Source organism: Pseudomonas sp. CFBP 5748, from assembly GCF_053850495.1.
Genome location: NZ_JBSPTN010000023.1, coordinates 1 through 1,929, shown reverse-complemented (window position 1 = coordinate 1,929; position 1,929 = coordinate 1). Strand labels below are relative to the sequence as shown.

The following is a 1,929-nucleotide window of genomic DNA, read 5'->3' as shown; positions in this document are numbered from 1 at the left end:
CGCAAGTGATGCGGTAGAGGAGCGTTCTGTAAGCCTGTGAAGGTGAGTTGAGAAGCTTGCTGGAGGTATCAGAAGTGCGAATGCTGACATGAGTAACGACAATGGGTGTGAAAAACACCCACGCCGAAAGACCAAGGTTTCCTGCGCAACGTTAATCGACGCAGGGTTAGTCGGTCCCTAAGGCGAGGCTGAAAAGCGTAGTCGATGGAAAACAGGTTAATATTCCTGTACTTCTGGTTATTGCGATGGAGGGACGGAGAAGGCTAGGCCAGCTTGGCGTTGGTTGTCCAAGTTTAAGGTGGTAGGCTGAGATCTTAGGTAAATCCGGGATCTTAAGGCCGAGAGCTGATGACGAGTTACCCTTTGGGTGACGAAGTGGTTGATGCCATGCTTCCAAGAAAAGCTTCTAAGCTTCAGGTAACCAGGAACCGTACCCCAAACCGACACAGGTGGTTGGGTAGAGAATACCAAGGCGCTTGAGAGAACTCGGGTGAAGGAACTAGGCAAAATGGCACCGTAACTTCGGGAGAAGGTGCGCCGGTGAGGGTGAAGCACTTGCTGCGTAAGCCCACGCCGGTCGAAGATACCAGGCCGCTGCGACTGTTTATTAAAAACACAGCACTCTGCAAACACGAAAGTGGACGTATAGGGTGTGACGCCTGCCCGGTGCCGGAAGGTTAATTGATGGGGTTAGCTAACGCGAAGCTCTTGATCGAAGCCCCGGTAAACGGCGGCCGTAACTATAACGGTCCTAAGGTAGCGAAATTCCTTGTCGGGTAAGTTCCGACCTGCACGAATGGCGTAACGATGGCGGCGCTGTCTCCACCCGAGACTCAGTGAAATTGAAATCGCTGTGAAGATGCAGTGTATCCGCGGCTAGACGGAAAGACCCCGTGAACCTTTACTATAGCTTTGCACTGGACTTTGAATTTGCTTGTGTAGGATAGGTGGGAGGCTTTGAAGCGTGGACGCCAGTTCGCGTGGAGCCATCCTTGAAATACCACCCTGGCAACTTTGAGGTTCTAACTCAGGTCCGTTATCCGGATCGAGGACAGTGTATGGTGGGTAGTTTGACTGGGGCGGTCTCCTCCTAAAGAGTAACGGAGGAGTACGAAGGTGCGCTCAGACCGGTCGGAAATCGGTCGTAGAGTATAAAGGCAAAAGCGCGCTTGACTGCGAGACAGACACGTCGAGCAGGTACGAAAGTAGGTCTTAGTGATCCGGTGGTTCTGTATGGAAGGGCCATCGCTCAACGGATAAAAGGTACTCCGGGGATAACAGGCTGATACCGCCCAAGAGTTCATATCGACGGCGGTGTTTGGCACCTCGATGTCGGCTCATCACATCCTGGGGCTGAAGCCGGTCCCAAGGGTATGGCTGTTCGCCATTTAAAGTGGTACGCGAGCTGGGTTTAGAACGTCGTGAGACAGTTCGGTCCCTATCTGCCGTGGACGTTTGAGATTTGAGAGGGGCTGCTCCTAGTACGAGAGGACCGGAGTGGACGAACCTCTGGTGTTCCGGTTGTCACGCCAGTGGCATTGCCGGGTAGCTATGTTCGGGAAAGATAACCGCTGAAAGCATCTAAGCGGGAAACTTGCCTCAAGATGAGATCTCACTGGGACCTTGAGTCCCCTGAAGGGCCGTCGAAGACTACGACGTTGATAGGCAGGGTGTGTAAGCGCTGTGAGGCGTTGAGCTAACCTGTACTAATTGCCCGTGAGGCTTGACCATATAACACCCAAGCAATTTGCTGACCCGAAAGGGCACCAGATTGCGGTGTGTGAAGACGACATGAACCGAAAGTTCGCAGCAAACACACAAACTATCACATACCCATTCGCTGGCACGTGACCGCAAGGCACGCACCGGCTACCGAATTTCTTGACGACCATAGAGCATTGGAACCACCTGATCCCATCCCGAACTCAG

2 rRNA genes (1 of these 2 only partly in view) are annotated in these 1,929 nt (G+C 53.0%); both read left to right on the top strand.

The features are described 5' to 3' along the window. A 23S ribosomal RNA gene (locus ACWNZ1_RS29110) occupies positions 1-1,731 on the top strand; it begins 1,338 nt to the left of the window's first position. Between the two features lie 149 nt (positions 1,732-1,880). Then, positions 1,881-1,929 (top strand): 5S ribosomal RNA (gene rrf, locus ACWNZ1_RS29105); the annotation flags it as partial.